This window comes from Nocardiopsis yanglingensis, from assembly GCF_045809185.1.
In the GTDB taxonomy this organism is placed as follows: Bacteria; Pseudomonadota; Gammaproteobacteria; order Xanthomonadales; family Xanthomonadaceae; genus Stenotrophomonas; species Stenotrophomonas yanglingensis.
The window spans coordinates 146114-169081 of sequence record NZ_JBJNRH010000009.1; the positions used below are offsets into that span (position 1 = coordinate 146114).

At 66.9% G+C, this 22968-nt stretch carries 19 protein-coding genes; 12 read left to right on the forward strand and 7 right to left on the reverse strand.

Annotation, left to right across the window (positions count from 1 at the left end; all coding sequences use genetic code 11):
- Positions 1 to 328: 328 nt before the first annotated feature.
- From mdtD to ACJ7C5_RS13665, 5 genes are all read right to left on the reverse strand, one after another.
- Positions 329 to 1738, reverse strand: a complete 1410-nt coding sequence (mdtD, locus tag ACJ7C5_RS13645; RefSeq protein WP_010482759.1) for a multidrug transporter subunit MdtD — start codon at positions 1736 to 1738, stop codon at positions 329 to 331.
- A gap of 92 nt (positions 1739 to 1830) precedes the next feature.
- On the reverse strand, positions 1831 to 2904 hold the full coding sequence (hemE, locus tag ACJ7C5_RS13650) for a uroporphyrinogen decarboxylase (RefSeq protein ID WP_412704202.1): 1074 nt from the start codon (positions 2902 to 2904) through the stop codon (positions 1831 to 1833).
- 35 nt (positions 2905 to 2939) lie between these two features.
- The gene (locus tag ACJ7C5_RS13655; protein ID WP_032127800.1) at positions 2940 to 3179 is read right to left on the reverse strand and encodes a WGR domain-containing protein; all 240 of its coding nucleotides are present in this window, start codon (positions 3177 to 3179) and stop codon (positions 2940 to 2942) included.
- Between the two features lie 122 nt (positions 3180 to 3301).
- Positions 3302 to 4414 (reverse strand): 3-dehydroquinate synthase, encoded by a 1113-nt coding sequence (gene aroB, locus ACJ7C5_RS13660; RefSeq protein WP_412704203.1) that lies wholly within the window; start codon positions 4412 to 4414, stop codon positions 3302 to 3304.
- A complete protein-coding gene (locus tag ACJ7C5_RS13665) occupies positions 4411 to 4953 on the reverse strand; it encodes a shikimate kinase (protein ID WP_412704204.1) in 543 nt (180 codons plus the stop codon). Before ACJ7C5_RS13665 ends, aroB begins: the two co-directional genes overlap by 4 nt.
- Positions 4954 to 5051: 98 nt before the next feature.
- On the opposite strand from ACJ7C5_RS13665, the gene ACJ7C5_RS13670 reads away from it, so the two are divergent.
- Positions 5052 to 5255: a dodecin family protein gene (locus ACJ7C5_RS13670; protein WP_032127803.1), complete on the forward strand. Its 204-nt coding sequence runs from the start codon at positions 5052 to 5054 to the stop codon at positions 5253 to 5255.
- Positions 5256 to 5261: 6 nt separating this feature from the next.
- Here the strand turns inward: ACJ7C5_RS13670 and ACJ7C5_RS13675 are convergent, their stop codons facing one another.
- A complete protein-coding gene (locus ACJ7C5_RS13675) occupies positions 5262 to 6062 on the reverse strand; it encodes a hypothetical protein (protein ID WP_412704205.1) in 801 nt (266 codons plus the stop codon).
- Positions 6063 to 6129: 67 nt separating this feature from the next.
- Here ACJ7C5_RS13675 and pdxH point away from each other — a divergent pair, with 67 nt between their 5' ends.
- The 3 genes from pdxH (at position 6130) to ACJ7C5_RS13690 (ending at position 7721) form a co-directional block, all read left to right on the forward strand.
- The gene (pdxH, locus tag ACJ7C5_RS13680) at positions 6130 to 6729 is read left to right on the forward strand and encodes a pyridoxamine 5'-phosphate oxidase (RefSeq protein WP_412704206.1); all 600 of its coding nucleotides are present in this window, start codon (positions 6130 to 6132) and stop codon (positions 6727 to 6729) included.
- A 9-nt stretch (positions 6730 to 6738) separates the two neighbouring features.
- On the forward strand, positions 6739 to 7098 hold the full coding sequence (locus ACJ7C5_RS13685; protein ID WP_093999710.1) for a YqfO family protein: 360 nt from the start codon (positions 6739 to 6741) through the stop codon (positions 7096 to 7098).
- Between the two features lie 161 nt (positions 7099 to 7259).
- Entirely contained in the window at positions 7260 to 7721 is a 462-nt protein-coding gene (locus ACJ7C5_RS13690; protein ID WP_088026807.1) for a DoxX family protein, read from the forward strand.
- Positions 7722 to 7811: 90 nt separating this feature from the next.
- Here ACJ7C5_RS13690 and prpR read toward each other — a convergent pair whose 3' ends face one another.
- Complete coding sequence (prpR, locus tag ACJ7C5_RS13695; protein ID WP_412704207.1) at positions 7812 to 9395, reverse strand: propionate catabolism operon regulatory protein PrpR; 1584 nt, start codon at positions 9393 to 9395, stop codon at positions 7812 to 7814.
- A 153-nt stretch (positions 9396 to 9548) separates the two neighbouring features.
- Here prpR and prpB point away from each other — a divergent pair, with 153 nt between their 5' ends.
- The 8 genes from prpB to ACJ7C5_RS13735 all read left to right on the forward strand — a co-directional run bounded on the left by prpB (position 9549) and on the right by ACJ7C5_RS13735 (position 22924).
- Complete coding sequence (gene prpB / locus ACJ7C5_RS13700; RefSeq protein WP_412704208.1) at positions 9549 to 10442, forward strand: methylisocitrate lyase; 894 nt, start codon at positions 9549 to 9551, stop codon at positions 10440 to 10442.
- 36 nt (positions 10443 to 10478) lie between these two features.
- Positions 10479 to 11636, forward strand: a complete 1158-nt coding sequence (prpC, locus tag ACJ7C5_RS13705) for a bifunctional 2-methylcitrate synthase/citrate synthase (RefSeq protein WP_010482770.1) — start codon at positions 10479 to 10481, stop codon at positions 11634 to 11636.
- A gap of 97 nt (positions 11637 to 11733) precedes the next feature.
- A complete protein-coding gene (acnD, locus tag ACJ7C5_RS13710; RefSeq protein ID WP_097049347.1) occupies positions 11734 to 14352 on the forward strand; it encodes a Fe/S-dependent 2-methylisocitrate dehydratase AcnD in 2619 nt (872 codons plus the stop codon).
- Between the two features lie 100 nt (positions 14353 to 14452).
- Entirely contained in the window at positions 14453 to 14710 is a 258-nt protein-coding gene (locus ACJ7C5_RS13715) for a type II toxin-antitoxin system ParD family antitoxin (RefSeq protein ID WP_097049348.1), read from the forward strand.
- Entirely contained in the window at positions 14697 to 15023 is a 327-nt protein-coding gene (locus ACJ7C5_RS13720; protein WP_006384132.1) for a type II toxin-antitoxin system RelE/ParE family toxin, read from the forward strand. Before ACJ7C5_RS13715 ends, ACJ7C5_RS13720 begins: the two co-directional genes overlap by 14 nt.
- 23 nt (positions 15024 to 15046) lie before the next feature.
- On the forward strand, positions 15047 to 16225 hold the full coding sequence (gene prpF, locus ACJ7C5_RS13725; protein WP_412704209.1) for a 2-methylaconitate cis-trans isomerase PrpF: 1179 nt from the start codon (positions 15047 to 15049) through the stop codon (positions 16223 to 16225).
- A gap of 152 nt (positions 16226 to 16377) precedes the next feature.
- Positions 16378 to 17838 (forward strand): bifunctional 2-methylcitrate dehydratase/aconitate hydratase, encoded by a 1461-nt coding sequence (locus ACJ7C5_RS13730; protein WP_412704210.1) that lies wholly within the window; start codon positions 16378 to 16380, stop codon positions 17836 to 17838.
- Between the two features lie 178 nt (positions 17839 to 18016).
- Positions 18017 to 22924 (forward strand): alpha-2-macroglobulin family protein, encoded by a 4908-nt coding sequence (locus ACJ7C5_RS13735; RefSeq protein ID WP_412704211.1) that lies wholly within the window; start codon positions 18017 to 18019, stop codon positions 22922 to 22924.
- Positions 22925 to 22968 lie beyond the last annotated feature (44 nt).

A 22968-nucleotide genomic window follows, 5' to 3' on the forward strand; every position in this document is an offset into this window, starting at 1 on the left:
ACCCACTCCGCCTTCGACAGAATCCTGCGATCTGCGGTAGATCCACGCCATGCGTGGATGCGTTTCGATTTCAATTCGAAATATTCGATTTCGATGAGATTCATCCACGCATGGCGTGGATCTACCCGATTGCGGAAATCTGTCAGAGGTGGGGCGGTGTCGGAGTGCGGGGTGTCAGCCGCATGGATGCGGCTGCCAAGCCTACAAGGACGTACTTGCGGCGTCCCCGCACTCCGACACCGCCCCGCCACCCCACGGAATGCCAGCTGTTGCTGTTGCCCTGGCTTGAAGCCTCTGCAGGTGCAGGGCGCAGCCCTGCCGAACCCCCTTACTCCGCGACGTGCTCGACCTGCCGCGGTTCGGGCTTGGTATCAGGCAGCTGCCAGAAGATCATCGTCGAGGTCAGGGTGATCGCGCCCACGCACAGGAACGTGGCATGCAGCGCGGCGGTGGCGCTGTTGCTGTCCAGGTGATTGCCGAACGCGGCCAGCAGACTGCCGGCTGCAGCGGCACCGAAACCGGCGGCGAGCATCATCACCATCGACAGCAGGCTGTTGCCGGAACTGGCGAACTCGCGGTCCAGATCACGCAGCGTCACGGTGTTCATCACGGTGAACTGCAGCGAATTGACCGCACCGAAGAACGCCAGCTGCAGCAGGCGCCAGGCAAGGTGCTGGCCCGGTGTCATCAGGATGAAGCTGGCCATCGCCAGGCCCACCAGCACGGTGTTGACCATCAGCACGCGGCGGTAGCCGTAGCGCTCGACCAGCTTCACCGCCAGCTTCTTCGACACCATGCCGGCCGCCGCCACCGGTACCATCATCAGGCCGGCGTTCATCGGGCCCAGGCCCAGGCCGACCTGCAGCAGCAGCGGGATCAGCATCGGCATGGCGCTGCTGCCGATACGCGAGAACAGGTTGCCGAGGATGCCGATGCGGTAGCTGGGCACACGGAACAGGGCCAGCGAGAACAAGGGAGCGGTGGAGTTGGCCGCGTGCAGCCAGTAGCCCACCAGCGCAGCCAGGCCGGCCACGGTCATCAGCATCACCAGCGCATGTGGCGTACCGAGCCCGGAGATGCCGTCCAGCGCCAGTGACAGCACCACCATCGCGAAGGCCAGCATGATGTAGCCACGCAGGTCGAAACGGGTGCGATGGCTGGCGTAGTGGTCGGGCATGATCTTCATCGCGGCGATGAAACCGATCACGCCGATCGGCAGGTTGATCAGGAACACCCAGTGCCACGACGCGATCTCGACCAGCCAGCCGCCCAGCGTCGGGCCGATCAACGGGCCGACCAGCGCGGGGATGGCAATGAAGCTCATCGCGCGCAGGAAATCCTCGCGCGGCACCGAACGCATCACCGCCAGGCGACCGACCGGCAGCAGCATCGCACCGCCGATGCCCTGCAGCACGCGCGCACCAACCAGCTGGTGAAGGTGCTGAGCGAGCGCGCAGGCCAGCGAGCCGAGGGTGAACAGGATGATCGCCACCAGGAAGGTGCGGCGGGTGCCGTAGCGGTCGGCGATCCAGCCGGAGGCGGGGATGAAGGTAGCCACCGCCAGCGCATAGCTGAACACCACTGACTGCATCTGCAGCGGGCTTTCGCCCAGGCTGGCCGCCATCGCCGGCAAGGCCGTGTTGACGATGGTCGAGTCCAGCATCTGCATGAAAATCGCCAACGAAACCAGCCACAGCAGGGGGCGCTGGCGGTTGTAGGTCGATGGCGATGTGGACATGGGGTGCGGCCGGTGCAGCGTGGGGGAGGCCATGATCGCGCACTGCGGGTCACGGCGCGATCAACATCGCGCCGCAACCCCAAGCGCAGTGTTCAGCGCTGGCTGTGCGCGTGCACCGCGTCGACCAGCACCTGCACATGCGCCGGGTCCATGTCCGGCGACATGCCGTGGCCAAGATTGAACACATGGCCCTCGCGCGAACCACCGTTGCCGGCGGCATAGGTGTCGAGCACGCGTGCTGCGGCCGCGGCGATCGCATCCGGCGAGGCGTACAGCGTGGTCGGGTCGAGGTTGCCCTGCAGGGCAACGCGGCCACCGGTGCGGCGCATCGCTTCGTCCAGGTCCAGCGTCCAGTCCAGGCCCAGCGCATCGGCGCCGGTCTGCGACAGCGCTTCCAGGTGCAGGCCGGTGCCCTTGCCGAACAGGATCAGCGGCGTGCGCTCGCTGCCTTCGCCGCGCTCCAGGCCCTCGGCGATGCGCTGCAGGTAACGCAGCGAGAACTCGCGGTACATGGCCGGCGACAGCACGCCACCCCAGGTGTCGAACACCTGCAGCGCCTGCGCACCGGCCGCGCGCTGCGCGCCGAGGTAGGCAATCACCGCTTCAGTGGTGACCTCCAGCAGGCGGTGCAGGGCCTGCGGGTGGTTCAGTGCCATCGCCTTGATGCGCGCGAAATCCTTGCTGCCGCCGCCTTCCACCATGTAGCAGGCCAGTGTCCACGGGCTGCCGGAGAAGCCGATCAGCGGTACCTGGCCGTCCAGCTCGCGGCGGATCAGGCGCACCGCGTCCATCACATAGCCCAGGTCCTGTTCCATGTCCGGCACCGCCAGTTTGGCGATGGCCGCCTCATCACGTACGGGATGGCGGAACTTCGGGCCTTCGCCTTCGACGAAGTACAGCTCCAGGCCCATCGCATCGGGAATGGTGAGGATGTCCGAGAACAGGATGGCCGCGTCGAGCGGGAACCGGCGCAGCGGCTGCAGCGTGACCTCGCAGGCGATCTCCGGGGTCTTGGCCATGGCCAGGAAACTGCCGGCCTTGGCCCGGGTCGCGCGGTATTCCGGCAGATAGCGACCGGCCTGGCGCATCAGCCAGACGGGGGTGAAGTCCACCGGTTCGCGGCGCAGGGCGCGTAGCAGGCGATCATTGCGGAGAGGGCTGGTCACGATGGGCATTCCTTGGACGAAAGTTGGCAGCGGCGTCAGTCGCCGTGCGAAAGGATCTGGAAGCCACGATGCAGTTCGGCATCGCGGGCCTTCTCGAAAGCATGGCGAGCTTCGTCGGCCTGCAGGAACAGCTCGCGCCGCAGCTGCGAACGGCTGCCGACGCGACCGCTCTCGCGCAGCAGTTCCCAGCCGCCGAACAGATCCGGCTGCAGGCTCAGGCGCAGGAAGCGCGGTGCCTGCGCACCGGCGTCGGGATGTTGCAGGTAGACGTGCATGGCGCCGATTGTAGCGGGGCCAGGGTGACCCCGGCCGCAACGCGGTCGTGTCGGCCGCTGGCCGGCAGCCCCATGAAACCTCCCCGGTAGCGCCGGGCCATGCCCGGCGAACGCGGAGACGATCAGCCCGCGCCCAGCACCTTCAGCACCGCCGCTTCATCCACGTCCGGCACCACTTCAGCGCGGCCCATGCCACGCCACAGCACCAGGCGCAGGCGGCCGGCCACGTTCTTCTTGTCCAGCCGCATGCGGCCGAGCAGGGCCTGCGGGTCCAGCCCGGCCGGGATCGCCACCGGCAGGCCGAGGCGTTCCAGCAGCGCCTGCAGGCGCGCACGGTCGGCATCGTCGGCCAGACCCAGGTCGGTGGACAGCTTTGCCGCCAGCACCATGCCCACCGCCACCGCTTCGCCGTGGTTCAACGCATCGCGGCCCGGGGCCGAATAGCCCTGTTCGGTCTCGATGGCATGGCCGAAGGTGTGGCCGAGGTTGAGCAGGGCACGCTCGCCCTTCTCGAACGGATCGCGTTCGACGATGGCGGCCTTGTGCCGGCAGCTGCGCGCGATGGCTTCGGCCAGCACTGCATCCTCGCCGGCCAGCAGCGCATCGGCGTGCTGCTGCAGCCATTCGAAGAACACCGCGTCGCCGAGTGCACCGTATTTCACCACTTCGGCCAGGCCGGCGCGCAGCTCGCGCGGCGGCAGGGTGGCCAGCACGCGGGTATCGGCGATGACCGCGCGCGGCGGATGGAATGCGCCTACCAGGTTCTTGCCGGCTGGAATGTCGACCGCTGTCTTGCCACCGACCGACGAATCGACCATCGCCAGCAGGGTGGTCGGCAACTGCACGCAGTCCACGCCACGCATCCAGCAGGCCGCGGCAAAACCGGCGAGATCACCGACCACGCCACCGCCGAGGGCGAACACGCAGGCGTCGCGGGTGGCGCCGAGCGCGGCCAGCGCTTCGATCGCACGGCCGAATTCGGCCAGGGTCTTGGAGGCTTCGCCCGCGGCCAGCACATGCTCGCCGACGATCAGGTCGGGGCGTGCGGCCAACAGCGTCTGCTTCACGGCGTCCAGATAGCGTGGGGCCACTTCGCTGTCGCTGAGCAGCAGCACGTGGCGGCCGCGAACATGCGAGGCCAGCGCGGCGCCGTCGGCCTGGGCACCGGCGCCGATGGTGATGGAGTAGGGGCGGTCGCCGCCAACGGCGACCTGCAGCAGGGCGGGGGAAGTCATGCGGTCAGGTCCTGGCGCTGCCATTGCGTAGCCAGCTTGACCACCAGGTGGGCGGTCGCGTCGGCAGCGGTATACGGGTCGGTATCGAGGGTGAGGTCGGCCAGTTCGCGGTACAGCGGGTCGCGGTGTGCGGCCAGATCGTGCAGCACCTGCTCGCGGTCCGGGCGCTGCAGCAGCGGCCGGCCCTTGTCACGGGCCAGGCGTTCCAGCTGCGCGGCCACGCTGACCCGCAGGTAGACCACGAAGCCACGCTGGGCGATCAGTGCACGGTTTTCGGGATCCAGCACCGCGCCGCCACCGGTGGAGACCAACTGGCCGCGGCCTTCCAGCACGCGGGCCAGAGCCTCGCGTTCATGGCTGCGGAAGCCGGCTTCGCCGGAGTGCTCGAAGAGGGTCGGAATGCTGGCGCCGGCGGCATCGACGATGGCCTGGTCGACATCGACGAAGTCCAGCGTGAAGCGCTCGGCCAGGCGGCGGCCGATGCAGGTTTTGCCGGCGCCCATCGGGCCGATCAGGATCAGGTTCGGAGCAGGATTCATGCTCTCTGATGCTAACACCTCCGTGCCCCGGCCTTTACGTTCTTCACGTCAGGGTAGGCGTTCCTGCGGGGTCTCCCGCGCCAGTCGGAGTACAGGCCATGACGGTCGCCAAGGTCATCGAAATCACCGCCTCCTCGCCCCAAAGCGTGGAAGACGCCGTGCGCAGCGGGCTGAAGAAGGTCTCCGAGACGGTCAAGGGCATCCAGGGCGCCTGGGTGAACGAGACCAAGGTAGTCACCAATGGCAGTGGCGAGATCACCGAATGGCGGGTCAACCTGCGGGTGACCTTCCTGGTGGAATAGGCGCGCTCAGCGCACGTCCTGTACCTGTCGCTGGCCGTCCAGCACCACCATGTGGTCGGCCAGGGCGGGCAGGGCGCGCAGTGCCTGCCGGCTGACCCGCTCGTAGTACTGCACGAAGCGCTCCAGCTGTGGCCGGCTCATGCCGTGCCGGCCCGGCTGCGCGGCCTGCAGGTTCTGCTCCTGCTGCCAGCGCCAGCGTGGTACCACCGAGAAATCCGGCGGCTGCAGGAACCACAGGCGGTCGCAGCGCTGCCACAACGCCGGGTAGTCGCGGGCCAGCGCCTGGTTGCACCAGCGACGCCAGCGGCCATCGGTGTCGGCCTCGCGTTCCAGCGCGTTCAACGGGCTGTCCAGTTCGTTGTCATCCTGCGCCGGTGTGCCGAGGAACCAGCCTTCGAACACCAGCAGGTCCAATGGCTGCTGCAGCTGCGGCCACTGAGCCTCAGGCAGGCGCTCGTCGGCCAGCTTGTCGAATCGTGGCATCGCGAAGGGCTGGCGTGCGGCCACCGCGTCCAGCACGCCGTGGGCCAGCGGCAGGTCGTGGGTGCCGGGCGGGCCGCGGGTGATCAGCAGCGGATGCACTTGGCGGGCCAGTCGCTGGCGCTGCGCACGGGTGAGGTAGACGTCATCGATCGACAGCGTGGCCGCGTTCAGGCCGCGTGACTGGGCGCGCGCCACCACCTGCGCAGCCAGCGTCGATTTGCCGCTCCCCTGCAGGCCGCTGATCGCCAATACTGGAACTGCTGCACCGCTGCCCAGCGCATCGTCCAGCGCCTGTTCGGCCAATGTTGCGGGGAATCCTTTCACCTGGGGCATATACGCAGCAGCGGCCATGCAGCCACAATAGCCCAATCCGTGTGAGAAGAACGCAATCATGAGCGACCTGTACGCCGAAGCCCTGTCCACGTTTGCCGGCCTGTTCGACGAGGCCAAACAGAGCCGCGAGGTCGAGCCGAATGCGATGACCGTGGCCACCGCCGATACACAGGGCCGTCCCTCGGCGCGTACCGTGCTGCTGAAGGCCTTCGACGAGCGCGGCTTCGTCTTCTACACCCACCTGGACAGCCACAAGGGCCAGGAACTGCAGGCCAATCCACAGGCCGCACTGCTGTTCCTGTGGCGCAGCCTGCGCGAGGCTGGCATCCAGGTGCGCATCGAAGGCCGTGTCGAACAGGTGGCAGACGCCGAGGCCGATGCCTATTTCGCCAGCCGCCCGCGCATGAGCCAGATCGGCGCGTGGGCCTCGCAGCAGTCGAAGACGCTGGCAACCCGCGAGGAATTCGACGCCCGCGTGGCCGAAATCGAAGCCCGCTTCGAGGGCAAGGACGTACCGCGCCCGGACGGCTGGAGCGGCCTGCGCGTGGTACCTGACCGCATGGAGTTCTGGTACGGCGCGCAATTCCGCCTGCATGAGCGCTGGTGCTATGAAGCCGGTGCCGAAGGGCGCTGGAGCAAGCGGCTGCTGTATCCGTAAGGTTGCCCGATGCAACGCCTGCCGCTGTACCGCGTGGTGGTGTTCGTGCCGTCGGCAGCACTGGATGCGGTGAAGCAGGGCATCCTGGCCGTGGACGCACTGTCGGCCGGTGACTACGAGCACGGGATGTGGTGGTCGGCGCCGGGGTTCGAGCAGTTCCGCCCGCGCGTGGGTGCGTCGCCCGTGCAGGGTGAGGCGGGTCGCACTGAGGTGGTCGACAGCGTGCGCCTGGAATTCTGCCTGCCTCGGAATGCGCAGCGGCTGCAGCGCATCTTCGAACAGGGCATCGTGCCGCATCACCCGTGGCAGGTGCCGGTGGTGCAGGTGGAGGAAATCGAGCTGCTGCTGGCCGACGGGCGGCTGTTGTAGAGCCGAGCCATGCTCGGCTGCTTTTGCTCTGGCGCGTAAAGCAGTCGAGCATGGCTCGACTCTACAAGAGCGGATTGTCGCATTCGGACCCATGCGCTTCATCTGCGGGCAGGCAACCAACCGGCACACTCCAACGAATGCCCTCGATTTCCGGAGTCGCCATGCCCTCCTGGCGTTGCCTGTTTGCCGTGCCTCCACCGCGCCGCGGCGTGGAAGCCTTCCTGCTGCTGCTTGCCCGCATCGTCGCCGGCGTGATGTTCTGTGTGTCCGGCTGGAACAAGGTGTTCACCGATGCGGGACGCGAGCGCATGGTGCATACGCTGGTCGATGCGGGCATTCCGTTCCCGGTGTTCAGTGCGCCGGTGCTCGGTGTGATCGAATGGGTCGCCGGCGGCCTGCTGGTGCTGGGCCTGTTGAGTCGCCCCTCGGCGCTGCTGCTGGCGGGCATCTGTGCGGTGGCCGCAATGACCGATGGCATCGCGCGCATTCCTGCGGGATTGAGCGTGCCCGATTGGCTGAGCTGGTTCTTCTACCTGAGCGAAGTGCCGCTTGGGGTGCTGCTGCTATGGGTTGCCGCGATAGGGAGCGGTCGGTTCGCCATCGAGGCGCGTTGGGCGCGCTGACGGCACGCACTCTGTAGAGCCGAGCCCATGCTCGGCTGCTTTTTGTAGTCGAGCATGGCTCGACTCTACAGAAGGCATGCAAGCTCGATGCTACAAATTCTCCGCGCGCAGCCAGCGCCATAGCGTGGTGCGTGATACGCCCAGTGTCTGCGCCATGCCTTCGCGGTCATTGCGGTGTTCCTGCAGCAGTGCTTCCAGCTGCGCGCGCGGCGGACGCTTGCCGTTGCTTTCCAGCGGCAGCGCGGCGGCAGCTTCATTCACAAGCTCCGGCGCCAACTGCAGCAGTCGCGCAGCATCCATCAGGCCTTCACCCGGCTGCCAGTGGATGCGCAGGCGATCCACCAGATTACGCAGCTCACGCACGTTGCCAGGCCAACTAGCGGCAGTCAGCACCGCCAGCGCATCCTCATCCAGTGGCGCATCGATGCCACGCAGCTGGCGGAAGAAGTGCTGCGCCAGCAGTGGGATGTCACTGCGCCGTGCACGCAGCGAGGGCAGGGCGATGCGCAGCGCGGCCAGGCGGTAATACAGGTCGCGCCGGAAGCTGCCGGCTGCCGCGCGCTGCTCCAGCGACTGCAGGGTCGCGGCCACCACGCGCAGGTCCACCGGGGTCGGTTCGGTGGCACCCACGCGCAGCACTTCGCGCTCTTCCAGCACGCGCAGCAGGCGGGTCTGCAGCGGCAGCGGCAGTTCGCCGATTTCGTCCAGGAACAGGGTGCCGCCATCTGCTGCCTCGACCAGGCCGACACGGCCGCCACGGCGCGCGCCGGTGAAGGCGCCATCGCTGTAGCCGAACAGCTCCGCTTCCAGCAGCGATTCACTGATCGCGCCGCAGTTCAGCGCCACGAAGCGTCCGCGACGACCACTGGCGGCGTGCAGCTGGCGCGCCACCAGTTCCTTGCCGGTGCCGGTTTCGCCGCTGACCAGCACGGTGCTGTCATGTGGGGCGTAGAGCGCGATCTGCGCGCGCACCTGCGCCATCGCGTCGCTGTCGCCGAGCAGTTCATGCGCGTCGGCACGCGCTGCCGGGCGCCGGCGTGGGGCAGGTCGGTTGCTGCTGGAACGGGCCAGGGTCTGGGTCAATTCCAGCGCATGTTCGAACGCCTGCCGCACCGAGTCAGCCGAATACAGCAGCACCCCGGGCAGGCCGGCCTGCTCGGCATGGTCGATGGCCATGCCGGTGCCGACGATCACTTCGATACCGTTGGCGCGCAGGTCGGCGATGCAGTCGCGAGCGTCCTCGCGGGTGACGAAGCGGCGATGCTCGATGTCCAGTCCGAAGCTCTGCTGGAAGTTGCTGAACACCGGCACGTCGCTGGCGTGGGTGACCAGGCCGATGCGGCTGGCGATGCGGCGGGCACGGGCCAGCGCTTCCATCAGGTCGAAGCCGTTAGCCTGGATCGGCACCAGCGGCAGCTCCAGCCGGCCGCGCAGCCAGGCCGCGTTGGAGCCACCGGCGATCACCACGTCGCAATGCTCGCGGCGCAGGCGCTGGCCGATCACATCCACCGCTTCCTCGAAGCCGAGATTGATCTGTTCGATGCGCGCGCGGCGGTCGAACTCGGGAATGACGTCGCCGAGCAGGCCGGTCAGCCGCGAGACGCTCACCGTCCAGATTACCGGTCGGCCGGGGTCGGCATCGGCATGGCGCAGGGGTGAGCGGGGCAGATACATGGCGGCGGGTCCGGGCGGGGTGTTTCATGATACATCTGTTTCAATGTTTCATTTGTTTCGCTGCTGCATGCCGGTCATCCCCGTGAAATCAACTGCTTGCAGCTTGGCATGGTGCTTGCGCCTACCCATCCGTTCTTCAACCTGGATTGCCGCATGACTGCTTCCGCCCCTTTCTCCGCCGGTGCCCGTTTCCGTGAGGCGCTGGCTGCCGAATCGCCGCTGCAGGTGATCGGCGCGATCAACGCCAACCACGCCCTGCTGGCCAAGCGCGCCGGCTTCCGTGCCATCTACCTGTCCGGCGGCGGTGTTGCCGCGGGCTCGCTGGGCCTGCCGGACCTGGGCATCAACACCCTGGAAGACGTGCTGATCGACGTGCGCCGCATCACCGATGTCTGCGACCTGCCGCTGATGGTCGACATCGACACCGGCTTCGGCCCGAGTGCGTTCAACATCGCGCGCACCGTGAAGTCGCTGATCAAGGCCGGCGCGGCGGCCTGCCACATCGAGGACCAGGTTGGCGCCAAGCGCTGCGGTCACCGTCCGGGTAAGGAAATCGTTTCGCAGGGTGAAATGGTCGACCGCGTGAAGGCTGCCGCCGATGCCAAGACCGATCCGGACTTCTTCCTGATCGCGCGTACCGATGCCATCCAGGTGGACGGTGTGGACAAGGCCATCGAGCGCGCCATTGCCTGTGTCGAGGCCGGTGCCGATGGCATCTTCGCCGAGGCCGCCTACGATCTGGACACCTACCGCCGCTTCGTCGACGCGGTGAAGGTGCCGGTGCTGGCCAATATCACCGAGTTCGGTGCCACCCCGCTGTTCAGCCGCGATGAACTGGCTTCGGCCGGCGTTGCCATCCAGCTGTTCCCGCTGTCGGCGTTCCGTGCCGCCAACAAGGCCGCCGAGAACGTCTACCAGGCGGTGCGCCGTGATGGCCACCAGCGCAATGTGGTGGAGACCATGCAGACCCGCGAGGAACTCTACGACCGCATCGGCTACCACGCGTTCGAGCAGCAGCTCGATGCACTGTTCGCCGCCAAGAAATAAGCAGTACCCTGCACCATCAAGTTTTCGGAGGGAAACATGAACGATACGACCGCAACCCCGACCTTCAAGCCGAAGAAGTCCGTCGCCCTGTCCGGCACCGCTGCCGGCAACACCGCGCTGTGCAGCGTGGGCCGTAGTGGCAACGACCTGCACTACCGTGGCTACGACATCCTGGACCTGGCCAACACCAGCGAGTTCGAGGAAATCGCCTACCTGCTGGTGCACGGCAAGCTGCCGACCCGCGCCGAGCTGGTTTCGTACAAGGCCAAGCTGAAGTCGCTGCGTGGCATCCCGGCCGCGGTGAAGGCGGCGCTGGAAGAACTGCCGCCGTCGGCGCACCCGATGGACGTGATGCGCACTGGCGTGTCCGTGCTCGGCTGCGTGGCGCCGGAGAAGGATGACCACAACCATCCGGGCGCGCGCGACATCGCCGACAAGCTGATGGCCTGCCTCGGCTCGATGCTGCTGTACTGGTACCACTGGAGCCACAACGGCCGCGCCATCGACGTGGAAACCGACGATGACTCGATCGGTGGCCACTTCCTGCACCTGCTGCACGGCGAGAAGCCGCAGGAGTCGTGGGTGAAGGCGATGCACACCTCGCTGATCCTGTACGCGGAACACGAGTTCAACGCCTCGACCTTCACCTGCCGCGTCATCGCCGGTACCGGCAGCGACATGTACAGCGCGATCTGCGGTGGCATCGGCGCGCTGCGCGGCCCGAAGCACGGCGGTGCCAACGAAGTGGCATTCGAAGTGCAGAAGCGTTACGACACCCCGGATGAGGCCGAGGAAGACATCAAGGCCCGCGTCGAGCGCAAGGAAGTGGTGATTGGTTTCGGCCACCCGGTCTACACCGTTTCCGATCCGCGCAACAAGGTGATCAAGGACGTGGCCCGCGAGCTGTCCGAAGAACAGTCCAGCATGAAGATGTACGACATCGCCGAGCGCCTGGAATCGGTGATGTGGGACATCAAGAAGATGTTCCCGAACCTGGACTGGTTCAGCGCCGTCAGCTACCACATGATGGGCGTGCCGACCGCGATGTTCACCCCGCTGTTCGTGATCGCCCGCACCGCCGGCTGGAGCGCGCACATCGTCGAGCAGCGCATCGACGGCAAGATCATCCGCCCGAGCGCCAACTACATCGGTCCGGAAGACCGCGACTTCGTCGCCATCGACAAGCGCGTCTGATCCACCTGCTGTACCCATCCGGCCGGCCGCGTGCCGGCCGGATGCTTTCGCCGCCGCACCGCCGGCACCCGGCCCGCCTCAAGCACTCCGCCAGCCCATGAATACCGATTACCGCAAGAACCTCCCCGGCAGCGCGCTGGATTATTTCGACGCGCGTGCCGCTGTCGATGCGATCCAGCCCGGCGCCTACGCCACCCTGCCGTACACCTCGCGCGTGCTGGCCGAGAACCTGGTGCGCCGCTGCGATCCGGCCACGCTCAGCGATTCGCTGAAGCAGCTGATCGAGCGCCGTCGCGATCTGGATTTCCCGTGGTTCCCGGCCCGCGTTGTGTGCCACGACATCCTCGGCCAGACCGCGCTGGTTGATCTGGCGGGGTTGCGTGATGCGATCGCCGACAAGGGCGGTGACCCGGCCAAGGTCAATCCGGTGGTGCCGGTGCAGCTGATCGTCGATCACTCGCTGGCGGTGGAGTGCGGTGGTTTCGATCCGCAGGCGTTCGAGAAGAACCGCGCGATCGAAGATCGTCGCAATGAAGACCGTTTCCACTTCATCGACTGGACCAAGCTGGCCTTCGAGAACGTGGACGTGATTCCGCCAGGCAACGGCATCATGCACCAGATCAACCTGGAGAAGATGTCGCCGGTGGTCTACGTGCAGGACGGTGTTGCGTTCCCCGATACCTGCGTGGGCACCGACAGCCACACCCCGCACGTGGACGCGCTGGGCGTGATCGCGATCGGCGTTGGCGGCCTGGAAGCGGAGAACGTGATGCTCGGCCGCGCGTCGTGGATGCGCCTGCCTGATACCGTCGGCGTCGAACTGAGTGGCCGCCCGCAGCCGGGCATCACTGCCACCGACGTGGTGCTGGCCCTGACCGAGTTCCTGCGCAAGGAACGCGTGGTCGGTGCCTGGCTTGAATTCTTCGGCGAGGGTGCCGCGGCACTGACCATCGGCGACCGCGCCACCATCTCCAACATGTGCCCCGAGTACGGTGCCACCGCCGCGATGTTCTACATCGACGCACAGACCACCGATTACCTGCGCCTGACCGGCCGCGAGGAGTCGCAGGTAGCGCTGGTGGAAAACTACGCACGCACCACCGGCCTGTGGGCCGATGACCTGGCCACAGCGCAGTACGAGCGCGTGCTGCGCTTCGACCTGTCCAGCGTGGTGCGCAACATGGCTGGCCCGTCCAACCCGCACAAGCGCGTGGCCACCGCCGAGCTGGCCGAGCGCGGCATCGCCGACGAAGCCAAGCTGGAGGCCGGCAAGGCCGAGCAGGCGCAGGGCCTGATGCCCGATGGCGCGGTGATCATCGCTGCCATCACCAGCTGCACCAATACCTCCAACCCGCGCAACGTGATTGCCGCCGCACTGCTGGCGCGCAACGCCAACGCACGTGGCCTGCAGCGCAAGCCGTGGGTGAAGTCGTCGCTGGCACCGGGTTCGAAGGCCGTGCAGCTGTACCTGGAAGAGTCCGGCCTGCTGCCGGACCTGGAGCAGCTCGGCTTCGGCATCGTCGCCTTCGCCTGCACTACCTGCAACGGCATGAGCGGTGCGCTGGACCCGAAGATCCAGCAGGAAATCATCGACCGTGACCTGTACGCCACGGCTGTGCTGTCGGGCAACCGCAACTTCGATGGCCGCATCCATCCATACGCCAAGCAGGCCTTCCTGGCCTCGCCGCCACTGGTGATCGCCTACGCCATCGCCGGCACCGTCCGCTTCGATATCGAGAAGGACGTGCTGGGCGTGGATGTCGACGGCAATGAGGTGCGCCTGAAGGACATCTGGCCGAGCGACGCCGAGATCGACGCGGTAGTGAAGGCCTCGGTGAAGCCCGAGCAGTTCCGCAAGGTCTACAACCCGATGTTCAACGTGCGCGTGGAGAACGGTGCTCCGGTCAGCCCGCTGTACGACTGGCGCCCGCAGAGCACCTACATCCGCCGCCCGCCGTACTGGGAGGGCGCGCTGGCCGGTGAGCGCACGCTGGCAGGCATGCGCGCGCTGGCGGTGCTGCCGGACAACATCACCACCGACCACCTGTCGCCGTCCAATGCGATCCTGGCGTCCAGCGCCGCCGGCGAATACCTGGCGAAGATGGGCCTGCCCGAAGAGGACTTCAATTCCTACGCAACCCACCGCGGTGACCACCTGACCGCGCAGCGCGCAACGTTCGCCAATCCGAAGCTGTTCAACGAGATGGTGCGCAACGACGATGGCAGCGTGAAGCAGGGCTCGCTGGCGCGCGTGGAGCCGGAAGGCAAGGTCATGCGCATGTGGGAAGCGATCGAGACCTACATGGACCGCAAGCAGCCGCTGATCATCATCGCTGGCGCCGACTACGGCCAGGGCAGCTCGCGTGACTGGGCCGCCAAGGGCGTGCGCCTGGCCGGCGTGGAAGCGATCGTGGCCGAAGGCTTTGAGCGTATCCACCGCACCAACCTGATCGGCATGGGCGTGCTGCCGCTGGAGTTCAAGCCGGGCACCACCCGCCTGACCCTGGGCATCGACGGCACCGAGACCTTCGACGTGGTCGGCGAGCGCACCCCGCGTGCCGAGCTGACCCTGGTCATCCACCGCCGCGACGGCCAGGACGTGATCGTGCCGGTCACCTGCCGCCTGGACAGCGACGAGGAAGTGGCGATCTACGAAGCCGGCGGCGTGCTGCAGCGCTTCGCCCAGGACTTCCTGGAAGGCGCCAAGGTGGCGTGATGCCGGATTGAATGCCTGCCCCCGGAGGCCGGGGGCGGGCTTGTCCGACACCAGGGCAGGGCGCACACTGACTTGGCAAAAACTGCCAAAGGAGAGTTTCATGGCCACCATGAACATTTCGCTGACCGATCCGCTCAAGCAGTTCGTGGACGAGGAAGTGCGCGAAGGCGGCTACTCCAGCACATCGGACTATGTGCGTGACCTGATCCGCCAGCGCCAGCGCAGCAAGGCTGAAGAGCGGCTCAAGCAGCTGATTGCCGAGGGGCTGGCGTCGGGGCCTGCCGTTCCGGTGACTGCGGCCACATTCGAGCGGATGCGTCGCGAACTGACCGAAAGGATGGAGCGTGAAGGCGATTGAATGGAGGCCCCGGGCCGAGACAGACGCAGCCGACGCCGCGCTGTGGTACGCACGACAGGGAGGGCTGGCACTGGGCCAGCGCTTTCTTGCCGAGCTGGAGGCCACGCTTCAACGTATTGCGATGTTCCCTGCGTCAGGTTCCGTCCGCCATGCCGACCTCGCCGCACAGTTGCCGGCACTCTTGCGCTTCATGCAGGTTCCGGGCTTTGAACGCTATCTCGTCTACTACCTCGATCTGCCGGACCGCGTGGACGTCATGCGAGTGTGGTGCGTTGATCGTGGCCTTGACGCACTGATGCAAGACATTTCCTGAAATCCAAACGCTTGGATCCGACGATGAATTTTCTTCCGCAACTCCGTATTCCCGCCACCTACATGCGCGGCGGCACCAGCAAGGGCGTGTTCTTCCGCCTGCAGGACCTGCCCGAGGCCGCGCAGGTGCCCGGCGCCACGCGCGATGCGCTGCTGATGCGCGTGATCGGTTCGCCCGATCCGTATGGCAAGCAGACTGACGGCATGGGCGGTGCAACGTCCAGCACCAGCAAGTGCGTGATCATCTCCAGCTCTTCTGTGCCTGACCACGATGTGGACTACCTGTATGGCCAGGTGTCGATCGACACAGCCTTCGTCGACTGGAGCGGCAACTGCGGCAATCTCAGCACTGCGGTGGGTCCGTTCGCAATCGCCAACGGTCTGATCGATCCGGCCCGGGTACCGCGTGACGGCCTGTGCACCGTACGCATCTGGCAGGCCAACATCGGCAAGACCATCATCGCCCACGTGCCGATGCGCGATGGCGAAGTGCAGGAGATCGGCGATTTCGAGCTGGACGGCGTGACCTTCCCGGCGGCCGAGATCCAGCTGGAATTCATCGATCCGTCCGATGACGGCGATGCGGGTGCGATGTTCCCGACCGGCAATCTGGTCGATACCCTGGAAGTGCCCGGCGTGGGCAGCTTCGAGGTGACCATGATCACCGCTGGCATCCCGACGATCTTCCTCAACGCTGCCGATCTGGGCTACAGCGGCACCGAGCTGCAGCCGGCGATCAACGAAGACAAGGCCGCGCTGCAGAAATTCGAGACCATCCGCGCCTACGGCGCCTTGCGCATGGGTCTGATCAAGAACCTGGAAGACGCGGCGACCCGCCAGCACACGCCTAAGGTGGCGTTCGTTGCACCGGCGCAGGACTATGTGTCATCCAGCGGCAAGGCCATTCCGGCCTCGGCCATCGACCTGCATGCGCGCGCATTGTCGATGGGCAAGCTGCACCACGCGATGATGGGTACCGCCGCCGTGGCGATCGGCACCGCAGCAGCGATCCCGGGCACCCTGGTCAATCGGGCGGCCGGTGGTGGTGAACGCGAGGCAGTGACCTTCGGTCATCCTTCCGGCACGCTGCGCGTGGGCGCGCAGGCCGGCCTCGTTGACGGCCAGTGGACGGTGACCAAGGCGATCATGAGCCGCAGCGCCCGCGTGCTGATGGAAGGCAAGGTGCGGGTGCCGGCCGAGTAACCGGCAGGTCGGCGCTGGCATCACACGCTTCGGTAGATGCCAACCTTGGTTGGCATGGCATTGGCGCCGCCCGGGCGATGTCCAGCGCCAACCAAGGTTGGCGACTACCGGGATGCGCGGCCTGACCTGCCTTTCTGAAGAGGAGATCGACGATGTCCTACAACCACACCCCATCCAACGAGCGTGCAGCGTGGGATGCGCTGCTGGTAGACATCGTCGACTACGTGCGCGATGCACGCATCGACTCACCGCTGGCGTTCCAGACCGCGCACCACTGCCTGCTCGACACGCTGGGCTGTGGCCTGGAGGCGCTGTCCTTCCCGGCCTGCAGCAAGCTGCTCGGTCCACTGGTGCCGGGCATCAGCGTGGTCAACGGCGCACGCGTGCCGGGTACGCACTACGTGCTGGACCCGGTGCAGGCGGCCTTCAACCTGGGCGCGATGGTGCGCTGGCTGGATTTCAACGACACCTGGCTGGCGGCCGAATGGGGCCATCCGTCGGACAACCTGGGCGGCATCCTTGCCGTCTGCGATTGGCTGGGTCGCAACGCGCAGGCCCTGCGCCGCCCGCCGCCGACCCTGCATGACGTGCTGCTGGCGATGATCAAGGCACACGAGATCCAGGGCGTGCTGGCCCTGCAGAATTCCTTCAACCGGGTCGGGCTGGACCACGTGGTGCTGGTCAAGGTGGCCACCACCGCGGTGGTCGCGCAGTTGCTCGGTCTGGATCGCGAACGCATGCTCAACGCGCTGTCGCTGGCCTGGGTCGATGGCCAGGCGCTGCGCACTTACCGGCATGCGCCCAACACCGGCTCGCGCAAGAGCTGGGCGGCCGGCGACGCCACCAGCCGTGGTGTACGCCTGGCGCTGATGGCGGCCAGCGGCGAGATGGGCTATCCCAGCGTGCTGAGCGCGCCGACCTGGGGCTTCGAGGCGGTGTCCATGCATGGCCAGAGGCTGACGTTGGGGCGACCGCTGGGCAGCTACGTGATGGAGAACGTGCTGTTCAAGATCAGCTACCCGGCCGAGTTCCACGGCCAGACCGCGGTGGAGGCAGCGATCGCGCTGCACCAGCAGCTGCGCGCGATGGGGCGGCGGGTCGAGGACATCGCGCACATCGCGATCCGCACCCAGGAAGCCTGCATCCGCATCATCGACAAGCAGGGGCCGCTGCACAACCCGGCCGACCGCGACCACTGCGTGCAGTACATGGTCGCCATCGCGCTGCTGCATGGGCGGCTGGTGGCCGAGGACTATGAGGACGACGTAGCCGCCGATCCGCGTATCGATGCGCTACGCGCGAAGATGACCTGCCATGAAGACCCGCAACTCAGCGCCGATTATCTGGACCCGAACAAGCGCAGCATCGCCAACGGCCTGAGCGTACGCTTCGCTGATGGCACCGAGCTGCCGGAGGTGTTGGTGGAATACCCGCTCGGCCACGCTCGACGCCGCGAGGAAGGCATTCCACTGCTGATGGACAAGTTCCGGCGGCACCTGGCCCACCGCTTCCCGACCGCCCAGCAGCAGCGCATCCTTGCCGCATCGCTGGACCCGGTGGCGCTGGCGGCGATGCCGGTGACCGACTACGTGGACCTGTACCTGCCGGGGTAGGGGCGCTCTGGCAGATGCCAACCTTGGTTGGCACGGGCCCAACGCCCACCAAGGTTGGCGACTACCGGGACCCCCGGGCCTGGTCCGGCGCTACCGTTCCGATGCATTCCTGCCGAATTCGCGTCAACACCTTGACGCGGCCTGCCTATAATGGCCGCCTCGATCAAGGAGTGACGACATGAGCGGTCCGGCACGGCGGAAGCGGTGGGGATGGGCGGCGGCGATACTGGCAGGAGGCCTGTTGCTGGGCCTGGCCGGCTGCCGCAACGACAGCGGGCAGCTGCCCAAGGCCAGTGGTGAAGCCATCACCACCAAGGCCGAGCAGGTGAAGGAGTTCACCCTGCTGCGTGCCTACCCGGACCAGAAGAATGACGGCCTGTCGCTGGCGCTGGAGTTCTCGCGCCCACTGGTCGGCACCCAGGATTTCGACAAGCTGGTGCGCTTCGAAGAGAAGGTCGGCACCGACGACAGCAGCTGGACGCTGTCCGATGACGGCCTGACCCTGCGTTACCCGTTCGTCGAGGCCGGCAAGGAGTTCAGCCTGGTGGTCTCGCCGGACCTGCTGGCCGCCGACGGCAGCCGCCTGGGCAAGGAACTGAAGCAGAAGGTGTTCAGCGGCGAGCTGAAGCCGGTGGTGGGCTTCGCCTCGCAGGGCAGCGTGCTGCCGGCCAAGGACAGCCGCGGCCTGCCGGTGGTGTCGGTGAACGTGCCCGAGGTCGACGTCGAGTTCCTGCGCGTGCGCGAGAAGGACCTGCCGACCTTCTTCAGCCAGTACCAGCGCGGTGGCCGCCGCGGCAGCTGGGAGTTGAGCAGCGACTACGAGCGCAGCCCGATCAACAAGCTGGCCGAGCCGGTCTACGTCAACCGCTTCATTCTTGGCGGCAAGAAGAACGAGCGGGTGCTGACCTACCTGCCGACCCAGGACATCAAGGAGCTGCAGGAGCCGGGCCTGTACTTCGCCCTGCTCAAGCGCACCGGCGACTACGAAGGCGAGTTCGATACCGCGTTCTTCTCGGTCAGCGACATCGGCCTGCATACCCGCGCCTACAAGGACAAGCTGTTCGTGCACACCGCCGGCCTCAAGGACGGTGCGCCGCTGAAGAGCATCGATCTGCGCGTGCTCGACGCCAAGGGTGAGGTGGTGCTGAAGGGCAGCACCGACGGCAATGGCAATGCGCTGCTGAACTACACCCTGGATGCCACCCACGTGCTGGTTGCCAGCACGGGCAAGGACACCAGCTTCCTGCCGTTCAACCAGCCGGCGCTGGACCTGAGCGAATTTGCCGTGGCCGGTCGTGACAATGCCTGGTTCGACGTTTACGCCTGGTCCGGCCGTGACCTGTACCGCCCGGGCGAGACCGTGCGCCTGTCTGCGCTGCTGCGCGACAACGACGGCAAGCCAGTCAAGGCACAGCCGGTGTTCCTGCGCCTGAAGCAGCCCGACGGCAAGACCTTCCGCGAGACCCGCCTGCAGCCGGGCGAGCAGGGCTACATCAACTTCGAGCAGGTGATCCCCGCCGAGGCGCCGACCGGGCGCTGGCAGGTCGAGTTCCGCACCGATCCGGCCAGCAAGGAAGCGATCCAGGGCATGACCCTGCGCATCGAGGAGTTCCTGCCCGAGCGCATGAAGCTGGACCTGGACAGCGCGCAGAAGACGCTGAAGCCGGGCGAGGACCTGCGCCTGCAGGCCAATGGTGCCTACCTGTACGGTGCGCCGGCCGACGGCAACCGTTTCACTGCGCGCATGGCGGTGGCCGCCGAACAGCAGCCGGTCGAGGGCCTGCCGGGCTACTTCTTCGGTGACCCGACCCTGCAGCTGCCGCGCGAAGCCAAGGACGTGATCGACACCACGCTGCCGGGCAACGGCCAGCTGCGTGAGGACGTTGCGTTGCCGGAAGAGGCGGCCAAGGCCAAGGCACCGATCGCCGTGGTGCTGTCCGGCAGCCTGTATGAAACCGGTGGCCGCACGGTCACCCGTACCCTGAAGCGGGTGATGTGGCCGGCCAATGCGCTGGTCGGCGTGCGCCCGCTGTTCAACCCCGACGACGGCGCCGACTCCAACGGCAATGCGCGCTTCGAACTGATGCGTGTGGACGCCGCCGGCACGCCGCAGCCGGCCAAGGGCCTGAAGATCACCCTGGTGCGCGAGCTGCGCGACTACCACTGGACCTTCAACGACAACCGCTGGGACTACGACTACACCCGCCGCTTCGAGAACAAGGAAACCCGCACCGTCGATGCCGGCAGCAGTGCGGTCGCCTTCGATTTCCCGGTGGAGTGGGGCGAGTACCGGGTGGACGTGTTCGATCCGTCCACCGGTCTGACCAGCCGTTATCCGTTCCGCGCCGGCTGGAGCTGGGGCGATGACAACCGTGGCCTGGATGCACGGCCGGACAAGGTCAAGCTGGGCCTGGACAAGACCGGCTACAAGGCCGGCGACACGCTTGAGGTGACGGTGACCCCGCCGCATGCCGGCAAGGGCATCCTGATGGTCGAAACCGACCGCATGCTGTACGTGCAGGACATCGAGGCCAAGCCGGGTTCGACCTTCAAGATTCCGGTCACCGCCGACTGGGAGCGCCACGACGTCTACATCACCGCACTGGTGTTCCGTGGCGGCAGTGCGCCTAGCAAGATCACCCCGGCCCGTGCGGTGGGCGTGGTGCACGTGCCGATGGACCGCAAGGGCCGCACCGTGGCGGTCGGCCTGGCCGCGCCCAAGCAGATGCGCCCCGAGCAGGACCTGCCGGTGACGGTCAGCGCACCGCAGCTGGCCGGCAAGATGGCGCACGTCACCGTTTCGGCGGTGGACGTGGGCATCCTCAACATCACCCGCTTCCCGGTGCCCGATGCCGGTGCGCACTTCTTCGCCCAGCGTCGCCTCGGCATCGATGCCTACGACATCTACAGCCGGGTGATCGAGAGCTTTGACGGCGGTGCCGGCAAGCTGAAGTTCGGTGGCGACATGGCGCTGCAGGCGTTGCCGCAGGCCAAGCGCCCGACCGCGCGCGTGCAGACCGTGGACCTGTTCTCCGGCCCGGTGCAGCTCGATGCCAAGGGCATCGCCCGCATCCGCCTGAAGGTGCCGGACTTCAACGGTACCCTTCGGGTGTCGGCGCTGGTCTACAGCGATGACCAGTACGGCAAGCGCGATGTGGAAACCATCGTGCGCGCGCCGATCCTGGCCGAAGCCAGCATGCCGCGCGTGCTGGCCCCGGGCGACCGCAGCACGGTGACCCTGGACGTGCAGAACTTCACCGGCAAGCCCGGGCAGTTCAACGTGAAGGTGGAAACCGAAGGCCCGTTGAACCTGGGCGAGGGCAGCCGCAGCGTGCAGTTGAATGCCGATGCCAAGACCACGCTGAGCTTCCCCTTGTCGGCACGCGAAGGCCACAGCGTGGCCAAGGTGCGGGTGCGGGTGGATGGCAATGGATTCAAGGCCGATCGCCGCTACGACCTGCCGGTGCGTGCGGCGTGGCCGCAGGTGCTGCGTTCGCAGGTGCGCACGCTCGATCCGCTGGCCGCGGTCAGCCTCGACAACAGCCTGACCGATGGCCTGATGGCCGAGTCGGTGAATGCCCGCCTGCTGGTCAGCCCGTTGCCGCCGATTCCGTTCGCCAGTGCGCTGCAGGGTGCGTTGAACTACCCCTACGGGTGTGCCGAGCAGACCACCAGCAAGGGCTATGCCGCGCTGATCCTGGACCAGGCGACATCATCGATGCTCGGTGCCGACGGCCTGGATGCCAAGACCCGCCGCGAGCGCATGGAAGGTGCGTTCGGCCGCCTGGCGTCGATGCAGGTGGCCAACGGCAACTTCTCGATGTGGGGTGACGACGGCTACGTGAACCCGTGGCTGACGCCTTACATCACCGAGTTCCTGCTCGATGCCAAGGACGCCGGCTTCGCGGTGCCCGACAACGTGCTGCAGAAGGCACTGAACCGGCTCAGCGAAGATCTGCTGTCCGGCGGCAACCAGTTCTACGGCCAGGACGACCGCGAGAAGCTGAAGTTCGCCAATCAGGCGTATTCGGGGTACGTACTGGCCCGGGTCAACCGTGCGCCGCTGGGTACGCTGCGCACGCTGTACGACAACGAGCGCAGCAAGGCGGTCGGCGGCCTGTCGCTGGTCCATCTGGGCGTGGCGCTGTCGCTGCAGGGCGACGCCAAGCGCGGCCAGGCGGCGCTGGCTGCGGCCTTCGCCAAGTCCAGCAGCGAACGCCCGTCGTACTTCGGTGACTACGGCAGCGCCATCCGTGATGACGCGCTGATGATCGCGCTGACCCACGAAAACAAGCTGGCCAAGCCGGCCTGGGATGCACGTGCGGTTGATCTGGGCCGTGGCCTGGATGCGCGCCGTAATGCGGGCTGGATGTGGCTGAGCACGCAGGAACAGGTGGCGATTGCCCGCCTCGGCAAGGCGCTCGCCGCCAATCAGAAGGCGCTGGTGGCCGGTGAGCTGGTGATCGGCGGCAACACCGAAGCCATCGGCGAGCGCAAGCTGTTCGGCCGCAACTTCAGCGCCAGCGAGCTGGCCAGCGGTGTGCGCTTCACTCCGCAGGGGCAGCCGCCGATGTTCGCCAGCATCGACGTGGCCGGTATCCCGCGCAGCGCGCCGGCACCGGATAACAGCGTGCTGGGCGTCGAGCGCAGCTACTACGGCACCGATGGCAAGCCGTGGTCGCCGCGCCCGCTGAAGGAGGGCGAAGCACTGATCGTGCGCGTCACCGTCACCGCCGACACCACGATGCCGGACGCACTGCTGACCGACCTGCTGCCGGCGGGCCTGGAGATCGAGAACTTCAACCTGGGCGATGCCAAGCAGTGGGCCGACGTGGTGGTCGATGGCATCACCATCAGCGACCGCGGTGAAGCCGCCGACACCAAGCACGAGGAGTTCCGCGACGACCGTTATGTGGCCGCGCTGAAGCTCTCGCGTGGCAGCAAGGCCAACGTGTTCTATCTGGTGCGTGCGGTGACCCCGGGTACCTACTCGGTGCCGCCGCCGCTGGTGGAGGACATGTACCGGCCGCAGCTGCGCGGCGTCGGCCGCAGCAACCCGACCACGATCACGGTGGTACAGCCGTGACCGCGCGGACGGGCCGCGACGGCGCGGCCCGTCCCACTGGCAAC